The sequence below is a fragment of the Paenibacillus physcomitrellae genome, from assembly GCF_002240225.1.
GTDB classification, from domain to species: domain Bacteria; phylum Bacillota; class Bacilli; order Paenibacillales; family Paenibacillaceae; genus Fontibacillus; species Fontibacillus physcomitrellae.
Genome location: NZ_CP022584.1, coordinates 1970684 through 1984931 on the forward strand (window position 1 = coordinate 1970684; position 14248 = coordinate 1984931).

Sequence of the window (14248 nt, forward strand, 5' to 3'; positions counted from 1 at the left end):
GTCCCGGCCTGAAAGTTAACTCCGGGTTCCACCGTGCAGTCTCCGGTCCAGCCGGACTAGCTCCTCCGGCCAGGGATCAGCAATCTCCATACATTCGCCGGTGAACGGATGAGCGAACTCGAGCTTTTCTCCGTGCAGCGCCTGGTAATCCAGCAGATTCTCTTTGGCACCATAAAGCTTGTCTCCGATCAGCGGGTGACCGGCGTAAGCCATATGAACCCGGATTTGATGGGTCCTGCCGGTTTCCAGCTTCAAGCGGACCAGAGAAGCCGTTGCTCCAGTTCTGGTTACCAATCCATTTCCGGTTGCCGATCCGGTTCCAGTTGCAGCTCTGGTTCCGGCGGTTACTGATCCAGTTCCAAAACCGGCTGAACCCTCGAAGGTCTCCAGCAGCTCCACATGCGTTACGGCGGATTTCCCGCCGGGCGTTACTCGTTGTCTGCGGCTGTTATGACGGTCCCGGCCGATGGGAGCATCAATTCTGGTCAGCGAAGGATCAACCGCTCCCTCTACCCAAGCCAAATAAGTGCGCCCGATTTGCTTCAGCGACATCGCTTCGTCCAGCTTTAATTGGGCCCAGTCATTTTTCGCATAGAGAACCGGACCAGAAGTATATTCATCCAGCCGGTGAATATGACGGACCGCCGTTTGTTCGTCGGCTGCTTCGTAATATGCCGCTATCGCATTCGCCAAGGTCGCCTGCCGCTCGCCGCCATCCGGATGCACCTTCATCCCGGCCGGTTTATGGGCCACCAGGCAATAATCGTCCTCGTACAGAATCACCGGTGGTTCTCCTATCGGCTCAAAGCCATAATCCCGCTCGGGAAACACTCTCACCCTCAGGCGGTCCCCCGCCGGTTTGATTTCTCCTTCCGCGATCAGGCGCCTTAGCAGCTTCTCCGGCATGCCGGCTTCGTTCGCCAGCCATTCGGCCGCCGCAGCTCTTTTATCTTCGGCGCCTTTCAGCGCCTTGCCGGGAGTCAGCTCAAGCCACTCTCCACGGCGTATACCGACTCCAAGCTTCATCACAACCGCTGCAGCGCACGGCGTTGGGCTTCAATCGTGTCGTCGATATCGGCTTCCGTATGCACGCCCGAAACGAACATGCCTTCGAATTGCGAAGGCGCTACGCTGACGCCTTCATCCACCATAGCGGCGAAATAACGGCGGAACAAATCAAAATCGCTGGTTCTGGCTGTGTCGAAGTTGATGACCTTTTCGTTTGTAAAAAATGGGCAAACCATTGAGCCTACACGGTTGATCGTGCACGGAATGCCGCGCTCCTGCGCATTTTGCTCAAAACCTGCCTGAAGGCGTGCCGAAAGGGTTTCAAGCCGCTCATAAACCTCAGGCGTCAGCAGCGACAAGGTCGTGAAGCCGGCCGTCATGGCCAGCGGGTTCCCACTTAACGTTCCGGCCTGATAGATCGGGCCCGTAGGCGCCATTTTCTCCATAATTTCCCGTTTGCCGCCGTAAGCGCCTACCGGAAGCCCTCCGCCAATCACCTTGCCAAGGCAGGTCAAATCGGGCGTAATCCCAAATCGTCCCTGAGCACAGTTCAGCCCCACGCGGAAGCCGGTCATAACCTCGTCAAAAATCAGCACGCTGCCATACTGCTCGGTCACGCTGCGCAAGCCCTCCAGGAAACCAGGCAGCGGAGGCACGACCCCCATATTGCCGGCTACAGGCTCAACGATCACGCCGGCAATTTCTTCACCAAATTTCTCGAATGCCAGCTTAACCGTTTCAATATCGTTATAAGGCACAGTAATCGTATTGGCCGCCACCCCTTCCGGAACGCCAGGGCTGTCCGGCAGTCCCAAGGTCGCAACACCCGAGCCCGCTTTGATCAGCAGGCTGTCCGCATGGCCGTGATAAGAGCCTTCAAACTTGAGGATTTTGCTGCGGCCTGTGTAACCGCGGGCCAGACGAATCGCGCTCATCGTCGCTTCTGTTCCCGAGTTGACCATACGCACAATATCAATGGAAGGCACACGTTCGGCTACCAGCTTGGCCATCTCGGTTTCCAGCAAGGTAGGCATGCCGAAGCTGGTGCCTTTGGCTGCCGTCTCCTGCAGCGCGTTAACGACTTCCGGATGGGCATGTCCCATGATCAGCGGACCCCAGGAGCCTACATAATCGATAAAGGAATTGCCGTCGATATCATAGATTCTCGAGCCTTGGCCATGATCGGCGTAAATCGGCGTAAGTCCCACCGATTTAAAGGCGCGAACCGGGCTGTTCACCCCGCCGGGAATATACTGTTTGGCTTCTTCAAAGGCTGCTCTGGATTTATCGTCGCGCCGTTTGGGTTGGTTTGTAGTCATGATATTCACTCCTTGTTATATGTAAGGAAGGCAGAGAGCGGTCCTGTTCTTCAGGGCTTCTGCCTTCTTGCTTATCCTATTTATCTTTACCCTTATTGCAGAATTCTTACAGGCAGGTTGTCCAGCTGCCAGAACTCAGCTTAAGCCTCACGCAGCCAGCGGGCCATATCTTTGGAGAAATAAGTGATGATCATATCCGCGCCGGCGCGTTTCATGCCCAGCAGCATCTCTGTCACAATAGCCTGTTCATTGATCCAGCCCTGTTGAGCGGCCGCTTTCACCATGGAATATTCCCCGCTCACATTGTAAGCAACAAGAGGCAGATCAAACTGATCTCGAACAAGGCGAATGACATCCATAAAAGCCAGCGCCGGTTTGACCATCAGCATATCGGCACCCTCCAGCACATCGGATTCCGCTTCACGCAGCGCTTCGCGTACATTGGCCGGATCCATTTGGTAGGTTTTGCGGTCGCCGAACTGCGGCGCTGAATCCGCGGCATCGCGGAAAGGACCGTAGAAAGCCGAAGCATATTTCACGGAATAAGACATAATCGGAATATGGGAGAAACCATTTTCATCAAGCGCTGCCCGAATAGCCTGCACAAAACCGTCCATCATATTGGAAGGCGCGATGATGTCTGCGCCGGCACGAGCTTGAGATACGGCTGTCCGGGCCAACAGCTCCAGGGACTCGTCGTTCATAACGTCGCCGCATACATGTCCGTCACGTTCATAGGTATGAACCATGCCGCAGTGTCCGTGATCGGTGAACTCGCAAAGACAGGTATCGGCCACGACAAGCAGGTCCGGATAAAGCTTTTTGATGACCCGAGTAGCTTCCTGAACAATACCGTCTTCAGCGAAACCGGAACTGCCGATCGCGTCCTTCGTTTCGGGAATGCCGAATAACAGCACGGCTTTGATGCCAAGCTCCACAATTTCCTTAACTTCCTGCTCCAGCGTATCCAAAGAGAAATGGTACACGCCCGGCATGGACGGAATTTCCTTCTTGACTCCCGTTCCGTAAGCGACAAAGATCGGCTGGATAAAATCATCCACCGTCAGTACCGTTTCCCGAACCAGACTGCGTATATTTGCGGATTGGCGCAAGCGCCGGTGACGTACAATTGGAAAAGACATGCTGTAACACTCCTTCGTTTAATCTCTGTGTAGGTGGTTTAACTCGCACAATAGCTCAGTTAGACTATCAAGGGTAGATTCTTTGGCCATAGCGGTGACCCTGAGGCCTGCCGCTTCCGCCGTTTGGGCCGTCACGGGCCCGATGCAGGCGATAACCGACTTATTTAAAACAGCTGTAGGATCAGAAAGCCCCATCCGGCGAAGCATCGCGATCAAATTCGTTACGGTAGAAGAGCTTGTAAAAGGAATCATATGAATGCCTCCCTCCTCCAGGAGGGCAATCAGTTCATCATCATTGGCTTCCGGCAGCACCGTTTCATAAACCTTCATTTCGGTTATTTCCAAGCCCCGCTCAAGCAGCGTTTCGGGCAGCCAGGAGCGGGCCAGATTGCCGCGGGGCAGCAGCGCTTTCTGCCCCGGCTTCCATTCCGAGCCGAGCAGCTCAGCCAAACCTTCGGCCTGGAAGCGCTCCGGCAGATCCTCGGCTATCAGGCCTTTGGCCTTTAACGCTTCGCGGGTCGCCGGCCCTACGGCCGCAATCCGGGCCTTATGCAGAGAGCGGATATCGGCTCCGGCCTCGATCAGATGGCGGAAGAAGAAATCTACGCCGTTAGCACTGGTAAAAAAGACCCAGTCAAAGTCATCAAGCTTTGCCAGTGCCTGACGGTTACGCTGAAGCGTCTCCTCATCCTTCGGCATCACGGTTTCGATGACCGGGTATTCGTAGGGCTCTCCGCCCAGCTCCTCGATTCTTCGCACCAATTGGCTCGCTTGCGATCTGGAGCGCGTCACGAGCACGCGCCTGCCGAAGAGCGGCAGCTGCTCCGCCCAGCTCAGCGCCTCACGCTGCAGCACCGCTTCCCCGACGACGATGACAGCCGGCGGCTGGAAATCGGCTTCGGAAACTTTTTGCTCAATATCCGCCAAGGTTCCTATCAGTGTCTCCTGCTCCGCCCTTGTGCCCCAGCGGATCAGCGCCACAGGCGTTTCAGGAGGACGTCCATGCTCGATAAGCTGCCTGCTGATATAGCCGATTTTGGCAACGCCCATCATGAAGATCAAAGTGCCGGTAGCCTGCGTAACCTTGTCCCATTTGATAGAATGATCCAGCTTATCAGGACTTTCGTGACCGGTAATAATCGATAAGGAGGAGGCCAGCTCCCGATGTGTAACAGGGATACCCGCATACGCGGGAACGGCAATAGCTGCGGTAACGCCTGGCACGATTTCAAACGGAATGCCGTGCTGCCGAAGCAATCCGGCTTCTTCTCCTACACGGCCAAAAATCGTAGGGTCTCCGCCTTTTAACCGAACAACCGTTTTCCCCTGAGAAGCCAGCTCCACCAACAGTCTGTTGATCTCGTCCTGTTTGAGCGTATGGCGGTCGGGAAGCTTGCCGACATAAATCTTGTCCGCTCCTTGTCTCATCCGGTTCAGAAGCGAAGGGTTGGCCAACCGGTCGTAAACCACAACATCAGCTTGTTCGATGCACTGCAAACCCTTGACGGTAATCAGCCGCGCGTCACCCGGACCCGCGCCTACCAGAAATACTTTCCCCGCCATCCGATATCATCTCCTAATTTCAGCCAGAATATCTCCTGCCCCTTGAGCGATTAATTTGTCCGCTACCTCCTTGCCAAGCTTCTCCGGATCGGTTCCGCTGCTAATCTCTTTCAGTACCTGGCCTCCATCCGGTGAACCCACCATGCCCGTTAAAGTCAGAAGCGGCGCAGCCGGATCTTCGGAAAAGTCCGACAGCTCGGCGAAAGCCCCGATCGGAATCTGGCAGCCTCCGTTAAGCTCCGCCAGGAAACGCCGTTCAGCTTGAACCGTAAGCGCTGTTGCCGGATCATTGTAGAGCGACAGCAGGCGGCGGACCTCTTCATCCTCTTCCCGGCATTCAATGCCAAGCGCCCCTTGGCCTACCGCCGGGATACAGATATCCGCCGGCAAATAGTAGCTGATCCGGTCGCTCCAGCCCATCCGCTGAAGTCCCGCAGCAGCCAAAATAATCGCATCGAATCCTTCCGTCTCCAGCTTGCGGAGCCTGGAGTCGATATTGCCGCGCAGCGATTCAATCTGGAAGTCAGGTCTGACCGCCTTGAGCTGACTTGCCCGGCGCAGGCTGCTGGTGCCTACTTTGGCGTTCTTGGGCAAGTCCATCAGAGAAGTAAGGCCCTCCTGCTTGGTGATCAGCGCATCCCGCACGTCCGCACGGCGGGGAACTGCTCCATTAACTAATCCGTCAGGAAGCCAGGCCGGCATATCCTTCATACTGTGTACAGCCATGTCAATTTCCTTATCCAGCATGGCTTGTTCAATTTCTTTGACGAACAGGCCCTTGCCGCCTACTTTCGATAAAGTCACATCCAGAATCTGGTCGCCTCTCGTTACGATTTTGCGGATTTCAAACTGAAAAGGCAGATTGTGCTTCTCGCAAATCCGGGTCAAATCGTCGATTACCTGTCCCGTTTGGGTTAAAGCCAGCTGGCTTTGTCTGGTTCCTACTACAATCGTCCGCATGCTGTTCATCCTTTCACAATCCATTCATCTATTTGTCCCTCAGACCAGACCCGAAACTCTCCTGCCCTAATTTGTTCCCATATATCCAGTTCGCCTAATTTGTTGAGCAGATAAACCCTTCTTGCAGGATCTGCTACCTGCCGTTTCACCCGCTCCCTGACCGTTCGCCAGAACTCCAGGTACAATGCGTATTCTTCTCCAAAACGCTCGTTCAGCTCATTGGTAATGCTGCGAACCAGCACCGGACTTGCTCCGGACGCGGATACCGATAGAACGAGATCCCCGCGGCGGATCACCGTCGGCGTAATAAAACTGCCATCCGAGGAACGCGTCGCCACATTGACGGGAATATGCAATTCCCTTGCTTCTTCAGCAACGTTCCGGTTAACGATGGGATCGGGCGTACAAGCGTAGACGATCGCGGCCCCCGATCCTTTCAAATCACCAGCCTCATACAGCCGGTTAATCCAGGTTATTTGCCCTGGCCCTGCCTGCCGCTTCTGCTCAAGCTCGGAGCCAAGCGCCGGACTGATTACCGTAAGCTCGGCTCCTCCTTCAAGCAGCGGGGCAGCTTTCCTCGCGGCAATCCGTCCCCCGCCAATAATCACGCCCTTCAGCCCTTCGCAATCCAGCATGATCGGAATATAGTGTGCCATCGTCCGCTACCTCCAGTTCCAACTATGCAATGCCGAGATCGAATTACTCAGAAAATTCATAATAAGTACAGCATAACCCAGCAGCACCCATTTTGCCATCGATACCCCCGTTGCCCGCTTATGTCTGCGAATAGCAAAATAAAGCAGATAAATAACGAAGCCGGCAAAGGTCAGCACCAGTTTGAAATCAAGGAAACCTGCCCAATCCTCTTCCCGGACCATGATAGCTCCCGCGATCAGCAGGGAGACCGCCAGCAGGGAAACACCCCACAATACGGCGGCCGGTATATAGCTGTCCAGAGATTCAAGGCTAGGCAGGCGTCGCAAAATATCGCCCCATTTCTTCTCTTTGAGCCGGTGATGCAGAAACAGATACAATACCGCCAGCACTGTTGCCAGCGTCAACGCCGCAAAGCTGACTCCAGCCAAGACAATGTGAAGCGTCAGCAGGCTGTGAAGCGTATATCCTGAAACATAAGCCTGCTGTCCTTCCGGGGAACCCAGCCGGCTCGCTATAAGCAGAACGAATCCAATGAGGCTGACAAGCATCACGGCCAGCTCCGTCAGGGGCAGGAAAGTAAGGATAATAGAGGCCAGCATCAAACAAAGCGACACCAGCTGCAAATAATCGTAGGTTGAAAATAACGCGGACAGGCCTTCATCCATGATTCGGATCCCGAAAATAACCAGCATCAAAAGCAACGAACATGCAAGAAGCCCTGCGCCCATCCGTTTCGCTCCCGGATTGCGGTAAAAGCAATTCGAGACGTAAAACAGAAGGCTCAGGGCATAGATATAAACTACAGCATCATCAATGATCGCAAGCTGCATCAAGGCTGCTCACCGCCTTATACGGACATCTGTGCCACAGGATAGGTAACCTTGCCCGGAGCCGAAGAGGTTCGTCCGCTGCGTTCTTCTCCCGCTCCCTTTGCTTCGGACGGCTTCTTGCCGTCTTCAAGCAGCTGGTCTTCCAGCGCAAAAATTTGGCTGAACATATCCAAAGCGTCACTGCCGTTCTTCTCGGCAGCCATTTCTTTAATTCGGTTAATCGGGTCAGACATCATTTGATTGACAATGCTTCGGGTCAAACGCCGGATCACGGTCCGCTGATGTTCGTCAAGCTCTGGCAGCTTGTTAAACAAGCTTTGCAGCGTATCCTCGTGAATCGTCGTCGCTTTCTGCTGCAGGGCGCGAATGACGGGTTTAACCCCCAAAGTCTGCAGCCACAAGGCAAAAGCATCCATTTCCTGTCCGATCATCACTTCGATCTTGGCCGCTTCAGTGCGCCGCATTTCCAGATTGCTTTCTACAATCCCTTCCAAATCATCAATATCGTAAAGGAAGACATTAGACACATCCGAAATCTGCGGATCCAAATCGCGCGGCACGGCAATGTCAATCATGAACAGAGGACGCGAAGGCCGTTTCTTCATAACCGCTGACACCTGCGGCGACTCCAGCACATAACTGTCCGAGCCAGTAGAGCTGATTACGATATCAACATCCGCAAGCCGGCCGGCCGCCTGCTCCAGCGTACATGGCGTTCCTTTAAACTTCGAAGCCAGCTCCTCCGCCCGCGCTATCGTCCGGTTCGCGACGATCACCTCGTCTGCGCCATTCGCGTAAAGATGTTTAACCGTCAGCTCGCTCATTTTCCCGGCGCCGAGAATCAATACTTTCTTACCGGAAAAGGATCCAAAGATCCGCTTGCCCAGTTCAACAGCCGCATAGCTGACCGAAACCGCGCTTTCGCCGATCGATGTTTCCGAATGGGCTCTCTTGCCCAATGTAATGACCTGTTTAAACAGCATATTAAAAAAGGTTCCTGTCGCTTTCTCCTGCTGCGCCATCAAAAAGGCGCTTTTGACCTGGCCGAGAATCTGCGTTTCACCAAGAACCATCGAATCAAGCCCCGCCGCTACCCGGAACAGATGCTCGATCGCCTGGTCTTCTTCATAGATATATAAATGCTGCGTGAACTCGGTCCGCTGAACGCCAAACCACTGCTCCATAAAGCTGCGGATAAAATGGGCGCACATCGGCAGCCTGTCCACAACCACATAAAACTCAGTACGGTTACAGGTGGCAAGAAGAACAGCTTCCAATACACCTTTGATTTGTTTTAACTCCGCAAGCGCTTTGGGCAGATCCGTATCTGCAAAAGTAAATTTCTCCCTTACCTCTACCGGCGCAGTGCGATAGTTTAATCCAACTGCCATAACGTGCATTGTAAGTTTCACCTGCCTAAATTTAAAGTACGTAAAAATCCGTGTCTCAAACAATGTTAATTATATCACACAAAGTCGGAAGCTTCCCGATTCGAATATGAAATGTTTATGAAAAGTCAGTGAACACTCAGAGGCAGCCACCGGCCTGGCTCATGCCCCGGCAGCAGTTAATATCGTTGCCCGTATATGAAAAAAATAACCCTGGATTCAGAAAAATCCACGGTTATTTTACGTTTCTTGCTTTTAGTTCTCTTCTTCCTCTTCAAGCTCATCCTGTTCGCCGGCATACCTGCTGATGACTTCCCACAGCTCGTCTTTGCCGATCCCTTCTTCCGCAGAAAACATGATAAAAGGATCGTCTCCGCGCATGAGCAGGTCCTGCCTGACGATTTTGATATGCTTCTGCCAGCGGCTTTTAGGGATTTTGTCCGCTTTCGTTGCCACGACGCAGACCGGCAGCCCATTCGCCTTCAGCCAGTCATACATCAGAATATCGTCTTTGGAAGGAGGATGTCGAAGGTCGATGACCTGGATAACCAGCTTCAGCGGCCCCCGGCTCAGCAGGTAGTCCTCGATCATTTTGCCCCAGACCGCCCGCAGCGTCTTGGAGACCTTGGCATAACCGTACCCCGGCACGTCAACGAAATAGAGATCGTCATTAATCCGGTAATAGTTCAAATGCTGGGTTTTACCGGGCGTCGAGCTTGTACGAGCCAGGTTCTTGCGGGAGATCATCCGGTTGATCAGTGAAGACTTGCCTACATTCGAACGCCCTGCCAGAGCGATTTCCGGCAAGGCGTCTTCAGGATACTGATCAGGCCGGACCGCACTAATAATAAATTCGGCCTTGTTTACTTTCATCGTTATCTACAATTCCTTTCTAATACGCTGTCTCGATTTAATGCACTTCACTGTGCTGGACAAGCGCATGTTCCAAAACCTGATCCATATGGGACACCGGCACAAATTCCACGTCATGCTTGACGCTGTCCGGAATATCCTTCAAATCCCGTTCGTTGTCCTTCGGCAGCAGAATCTTCTTATACCCTGCCCGGTGAGCCGCAAGCGATTTCTCCTTGAGCCCGCCGATCGGAAGCACCCGGCCGCGCAGCGTAATCTCGCCCGTCATCGCAATGTCCTTGGACACATAACGATTGGTCAGGGCAGAGATCAATGCCGTTGCAATGGTAATGCCGGCGGATGGTCCGTCTTTCGGAATCGCGCCTTCGGGAATATGAATATGGACATCATTTTTCTCGTGAAAATCAGTCGGGATGCCCAGCTCATTAGCTTTAGAGCGGGTATAGCTGAAAGCGGCCTGAGCCGACTCTTTCATTACGTCCCCCAGCTTACCTGTCAGCGTGAGCTTACCGGAGCCAGGCACTACCGTAACCTCGATGACCAGCGTTTCGCCGCCCACTTCTGTCCAGGCGAGGCCAGTCACGGTGCCGATCTGATCTTCAAGCTCGGCAACGCCATAGCGGAAACGCGGCACACCGAGGTAATCTTTGATTTGATCGGGCCCGATGACAATGGCCTGCTCAGGATTCGCAACGATCTGTTTGGCCGCTTTCCGGCAAAGCGCAGCGATCTGCTGCTCCAGATTACGCACGCCCGATTCCCGGGTGTACTCTCTGATTGCCTTCAAAATGGCATCGTTGCTGATCACAAGCTGCTCTTCGCCGAGACCGTGGTCTTTCTTCTGTTTAGGCAGCAAATACCGTTCCGCGATCTCCAGCTTCTCAAGCTCCGTGTAGCCTGGAATGTTGAGCACTTCCATACGGTCGAGAAGCGGTCTCGGAATATTGTGAATAGCGTTCGCTGTGGTCACAAACATGACGTTCGACAGATCAAACGGGAGCTCGATAAAATGATCGCTGAACGTACTGTTCTGCTCCGGATCCAGCACCTCGAGAAGCGCCGCTGATGGGTCTCCCCGGAAGTCGGATGCCATCTTATCGATTTCATCCAGCAGGAACACCGGATTCATGGAACCTGCCGTCTTCATTCCCTGAATGATGCGGCCCGGCATAGCCCCGACATAAGTCCGGCGATGTCCGCGAATTTCGGCTTCATCTCTTACGCCGCCGAGCGAGATACGCACAAATTCACGCCCCAGCGATCTGGCGATAGAGCGAGCCAAGGAGGTTTTGCCGACCCCTGGAGGACCAACAAGACAAAGGATGGGCCCCTTCAATTTCTTGACCAGCTTCTGAACGGCCAGATACTCCAGAACACGTTCCTTTGGTTTGTCGAGGCCGTAATGGTCGGCATTGAGGATCGCTTCCGCTTTGTCCAGATCCAGATCGTCTTCGGTTCTCTCGCTCCAAGGCAGGCCGAGCAGCCAATCCACGTAGTTGCGGATGACGCCGCCCTCGGCGGAGCTTGCCGGCATTTTCTCGAGCCGGTCTATCTCTTTCGCAACCTTCTCCTGCACTTTCTCCGGCAGGTTCTTCTCTTCCATTTGCGCACGCAGCTCATCCGCTTCTCCGGCCCGGCCCTCTTTATCGCCAAGCTCCTTCTGGATTGCCTTCATCTGTTCACGGAGATAATATTCCTTCTGCGTCTTCTCCATCTGCTTCTTGACGCGCTGATTGATCTTCCGTTCCAGCTCCAGCACTTCACGCTCGTTATTTAAAATGTCCAGCAGCTTCTCCAGCCGCGCACGGACATCAATCGTTTCCAGAATTTCCTGCTTCTCTTTGATCTTCAAAGACAAGTGGCTGGTGATTACATCAGCCAGACGTCCTGGCTCCTCGATATCCGAAACCGCAGCGAGCGTTTCCGGGGTCACCTTTTTCGAGAGATTGATATAGTGTTCGAATTGGGTCAGCAGCGTGCGCATCAGCGCATCTACTTCCGAATCGGAGGACTCCATCTCCGGACGTTCTTCCGCCACAACTTCGTAAAATTCCTCGTTATCAAGGTATTCAATAATTTCAGCCCGTTCCAATCCTTCAACCAGAACGCGGATCGTGCCGTTGGGAAGCTTCAGCATTTGCCTTACCTTAGCAACGGTGCCGATACGGAAAATATCTTCTTGTGTGGGCTCTTCAATGTTCACTTCAGACTGAGAACAGAGGAGAATCAGGTTGTCGTCAACCATCGCTTTGTCCAGCGCCTTGACGGACTTCTCACGGCCTACATCCAGATGGAGAACCATGCTGGGGTAGACGAGAATACCGCGCAAAGGCAGCAGCGGAAACCGGCGGCCCTTGGATTTATGATGTCCCATTGCTTCGCACCTCCATTGGCTCCCTCGTACAATTGCTTGCCTGTCTGCCGTATCATTTTGACGGGCCTTGCAATATCATTCCTATTTTAGCAAATGTTCTTTTAAAACACCAATTAGCAGACTTTTTTTCTCTGCTATTCTATCCATCCCTTAAGAATAAAATTACCTTGCAAGCAGGGACTCTAACCCGAACATCCCGCATCGAGGGCTTTGTAAGCCCTTCTCTTGAACTCCTGTGATCCTCTTGTGATCTTTTTTCTCAAAAAAAAGCAGCCTAAGGACAGTTTGTCCCATTCAGCTGCTTGATCATTCTACATTTTGCTTGTCTGCGACGGCTTGGCATGGAGGAACGGCGGCTGCGGAGCAGGAGGCATAAACAGATCGGCAACACCCTTGGCCGACTGCTCCTCCGTCTCCTCCGGCTGCTCGGGACCAAAGATCCAGCCAAACGCCTCCTGGATCGTTTCGACCGGAATAACCTGAACCGCTTCAAGCCCTTCAAACATGGAGTTCCAATTCTCTTTCGGAATTAAAACGGTCGTAGCACCGCTTTGGAAAGCCGCTTCGGCTTTGGCCACCACACCGCCGATCGGCTTCACTTTGCCGTGAATGCCGAGTTCTCCGGTCATGGCGATCTTCGGATCAATCGGCGTCTTGCGGATCGCCGAAACTACCGCAGCGGCAATGGCCAATCCGGCTGAAGGGCCGTCAATCGGCGTTCCGCCAGGGAAATTGATATGCAGATCGTATTTCTCCGGCTCCACGCCGATGTTCTTCAGCACGGTAAGCACGTTCTCGACCGAACCTTTGGCCATGCTTTTACGTCGAAGCGTACGGCTTCCGCCTCCGCCGATCTCCTCTTCGTCCACAACCCCTGTAATGTTGCAGACCCCTTGGCGCCCTTCAGGAGCAGGGACGGCGGTAGCTTCAATCTCTAGCAGCGTGCCCATATTCGGGCCATAGACGGCCAAGCCGTTGACGACGCCGATCTGCGGAAATTCCGCAACCTTCTTGTCCGGACGGGGAGCAAGCTGGCTGCTTGTGGCTACCCATTCCAGATCGGCTGCGGCGAGCGTATTCCGCTTCTCGGTGAGCGCCAGCCCTGCCGCCAGCTGCACCATATTCACCGCTTCCCGGCCGTTGGTCGCGTATTTCTTCACCACGTCCACCGCTTCGGGGCAAGGCTGAAAGCCGAGGCGTTTGACCGCATCTTCGGCGATTTGCGCAATTTCTTCCGGCAGCAGCGGACGGAAAAAGATCTCCATGCACCGCGAACGGATTGCCGGCGGAATCTCCTGCGGTGATCTAGTCGTCGCCCCTACTAACCGGAAATCGGCCGGAAAGCCGTTTTGGAAGATGTCATGGATAAATGCCGGCGTATTGGAGTCCTCGGAGTTGTAATAGGCACTCTCCAGAATGACCTTGCGGTCCTCCAGCACCTTCAGCAGTTTGTTCATCTGTACAGGATGCAGCTCGCCGATTTCATCGATAAAAAGAATCCCGCCGTGAGCTTTCGTCACCGCACCGGCCTTCGGCTGCGGAATGCCGGCAACGCCCATCGCGCCGGCGCCCTGATAGATCGGATCATGCACCGATCCGATCAATGGATCGGCGATGCCTCTTTCGTCAAAACGCGCCGTAGTCGCGTCTATTTCCGTGAATTTGGCATCGGCCCGGAAGGGAGAAGCGGGATTTTTTTTCGCTTCTTCCATGACCACCCTTGCGGCAGCCGTTTTCCCTACCCCCGGCGGCCCGTATATAATGACGTGCTGCGGATTCGCGCTGCAAAGCGCGGCTTTAAGAGCGCGCAGCCCGTCTTTTTGACCCACAATATCTTTCATAGATGCCGGACGTGTACGTTCGGCCAGCGGCTGCGTCAACGAAACAGACCGCAGCTTGCGCAGCTTCTCCATTTCCTTGCGTGATTCACGGTCCACCGCGGTCCGGCTGCCTTTCTGGCTACGCAGCAGATTCCAGAAATACATGCCGATAATCACGCCGAAAAACAAGTTGACGACCATTACTATAACGCTCAGATTCATGTTAGACTAACCTCCCGTTTTCTCCTGGCTGTACGTTAATTGACTAATACTTGGTAGTATAGCCTTTTCAAAAACGGCTAAACGTGAAGTGA

The 14248-nt window shown here is 53.9% G+C and carries 11 protein-coding genes; all 11 read right to left on the minus strand.

Translation table 11 applies throughout. The features are described 5' to 3' along the window. Nucleotides 1–15: 15 nt before the first annotated feature. The 11 genes from CBE73_RS08940 to lonB all read right to left on the minus strand — a co-directional run bounded on the left by CBE73_RS08940 (nt 16) and on the right by lonB (nt 14156). Nucleotides 16–1026, minus strand: coding sequence for an RluA family pseudouridine synthase (locus tag CBE73_RS08940; protein WP_094093933.1), 1011 nt, complete (start codon nt 1024–1026; stop codon nt 16–18). Continuing rightward, the gene (gene hemL, locus CBE73_RS08945) at nt 1026–2327 is read right to left on the minus strand and encodes a glutamate-1-semialdehyde 2,1-aminomutase (RefSeq protein ID WP_094093934.1); all 1302 of its coding nucleotides are present in this window, start codon (nt 2325–2327) and stop codon (nt 1026–1028) included. Before hemL ends, CBE73_RS08940 begins: the two co-directional genes overlap by 1 nt. 140 nt (nt 2328–2467) lie before the next feature. After that, nucleotides 2468–3469, minus strand: a complete 1002-nt coding sequence (gene hemB / locus CBE73_RS08950) for a porphobilinogen synthase (protein ID WP_094093935.1) — start codon at nt 3467–3469, stop codon at nt 2468–2470. A gap of 18 nt (nt 3470–3487) precedes the next feature. Further along, the gene (gene cobA, locus CBE73_RS08955) at nt 3488–5032 is read right to left on the minus strand and encodes a uroporphyrinogen-III C-methyltransferase (protein WP_094093936.1); all 1545 of its coding nucleotides are present in this window, start codon (nt 5030–5032) and stop codon (nt 3488–3490) included. A gap of 6 nt (nt 5033–5038) precedes the next feature. Further along, the gene (hemC, locus tag CBE73_RS08960) at nt 5039–5992 is read right to left on the minus strand and encodes a hydroxymethylbilane synthase (protein WP_094093937.1); all 954 of its coding nucleotides are present in this window, start codon (nt 5990–5992) and stop codon (nt 5039–5041) included. A gap of 5 nt (nt 5993–5997) precedes the next feature. After that, a complete protein-coding gene (locus tag CBE73_RS08965) occupies nt 5998–6648 on the minus strand; it encodes a precorrin-2 dehydrogenase/sirohydrochlorin ferrochelatase family protein (RefSeq protein ID WP_094093938.1) in 651 nt (216 codons plus the stop codon). A gap of 6 nt (nt 6649–6654) precedes the next feature. Next, nucleotides 6655–7479 carry a cytochrome c biogenesis protein CcsA gene (gene ccsA, locus CBE73_RS08970; protein ID WP_094093939.1) on the minus strand — a complete coding sequence of 275 codons (825 nt, stop codon included), beginning with the start codon at nt 7477–7479 and terminating at the stop codon, nt 6655–6657. A 17-nt stretch (nt 7480–7496) separates the two neighbouring features. Then, entirely contained in the window at nt 7497–8879 is a 1383-nt protein-coding gene (hemA, locus tag CBE73_RS08975; protein ID WP_094093940.1) for a glutamyl-tRNA reductase, read from the minus strand. A 243-nt stretch (nt 8880–9122) separates the two neighbouring features. Further along, nucleotides 9123–9740: a ribosome biogenesis GTP-binding protein YihA/YsxC gene (gene yihA / locus CBE73_RS08980; RefSeq protein WP_094093941.1), complete on the minus strand. Its 618-nt coding sequence runs from the start codon at nt 9738–9740 to the stop codon at nt 9123–9125. A 37-nt stretch (nt 9741–9777) separates the two neighbouring features. After that, nucleotides 9778–12114, minus strand: coding sequence for an endopeptidase La (gene lon, locus CBE73_RS08985; protein ID WP_094093942.1), 2337 nt, complete (start codon nt 12112–12114; stop codon nt 9778–9780). A gap of 311 nt (nt 12115–12425) precedes the next feature. After that, nucleotides 12426–14156: an ATP-dependent protease LonB gene (gene lonB / locus CBE73_RS08990; protein WP_094093943.1), complete on the minus strand. Its 1731-nt coding sequence runs from the start codon at nt 14154–14156 to the stop codon at nt 12426–12428. Nucleotides 14157–14248: the final 92 nt, after the last annotated feature.

Coding starts and splice junctions, on each gene's coding strand:
- hemB (WP_094093935.1), bottom strand. CDS start 3,469: ATGTCTTTTCCAATTGTACGTCACCGGCGCTTGCGCCAATCCGCAAAT.
- cobA (WP_094093936.1), bottom strand. CDS start 5,032: ATGGCGGGGAAAGTATTTCTGGTAGGCGCGGGTCCGGGTGACGCGCGG.
- lon (WP_094093942.1), bottom strand. CDS start 12,114: ATGGGACATCATAAATCCAAGGGCCGCCGGTTTCCGCTGCTGCCTTTG.
- hemC (WP_094093937.1), bottom strand. CDS start 5,992: ATGCGGACGATTGTAGTAGGAACCAGACAAAGCCAGCTGGCTTTAACC.
- CBE73_RS08965 (WP_094093938.1), bottom strand. CDS start 6,648: ATGGCACACTATATTCCGATCATGCTGGATTGCGAAGGGCTGAAGGGC.
- ccsA (WP_094093939.1), bottom strand. CDS start 7,479: ATGCAGCTTGCGATCATTGATGATGCTGTAGTTTATATCTATGCCCTG.
- hemA (WP_094093940.1), bottom strand. CDS start 8,879: ATGCACGTTATGGCAGTTGGATTAAACTATCGCACTGCGCCGGTAGAG.
- yihA (WP_094093941.1), bottom strand. CDS start 9,740: ATGAAAGTAAACAAGGCCGAATTTATTATTAGTGCGGTCCGGCCTGAT.
- CBE73_RS08940 (WP_094093933.1), bottom strand. CDS start 1,026: ATGAAGCTTGGAGTCGGTATACGCCGTGGAGAGTGGCTTGAGCTGACT.
- lonB (WP_094093943.1), bottom strand. CDS start 14,156: ATGAATCTGAGCGTTATAGTAATGGTCGTCAACTTGTTTTTCGGCGTG.
- hemL (WP_094093934.1), bottom strand. CDS start 2,327: ATGACTACAAACCAACCCAAACGGCGCGACGATAAATCCAGAGCAGCC.